The 518-nt window shown below is 49.6% G+C and carries 2 protein-coding genes; both read right to left on the minus strand.

Annotated elements, in window-relative coordinates:
• A partial coding sequence (locus tag NE664_13215) for an N-acetylmuramoyl-L-alanine amidase (GenBank protein ID MCQ4727591.1) occupies window positions 1–283 on the minus strand: 283 nt, incomplete at its 3' end.
• 86 nt (window positions 284–369) lie between these two features.
• Window positions 370–518 (minus strand): phage holin family protein (locus tag NE664_13220; GenBank protein MCQ4727592.1); only part of this gene is annotated, 149 nt, incomplete at its 5' end.

The raw sequence follows: 518 nt of genomic DNA on the forward strand, positions 1-518 counted from the left end.
TGTTGATCGTGTTGTTGTTATTGACTCCGGCCACCAGTGGAGTACCGTACTGCTTTCCGACTGCCCAGGCTCCGTCCGTGTGGTTGAGCGCCTGATAGATCGCTGCATCATCAACGTAATAATGGACCGATGTAGCCAAATTGCCATTATTATGCGCCCTGGCGTGGGAAGCTGCTCCGGCCCCTTTGTTGAAATTATCAGTCTCATGGATTACGATGTACTTTGGGTGATTCTGGCTTGCATAGCAATTGATCTGTTTGATTTGTTTTGTAATTGGTAACATAATTGTCCTCCTTCAAAAAGAAAAGGGCCGGAATTCCAGGCCCATAAAAAGTTGTGATATTACAACCATTGCGATATCGCAACAGCTTATTTCGTCAGCTGCTTGTACGCCTGGTTGATACCGGTAGCTGCAAGCCCCGATACAGTTCCAACCGCCGCTGCGTTGATGATGTCCGCCGCCGGGAAGTCGGGCATCGTGTACATGCCTGCAACGCCCAGGATTGCCCCAATAACGC

The organism is Anaerotignum faecicola (assembly GCA_024460105.1).
GTDB lineage: Bacteria > Bacillota > Clostridia > Lachnospirales > Anaerotignaceae > JANFXS01.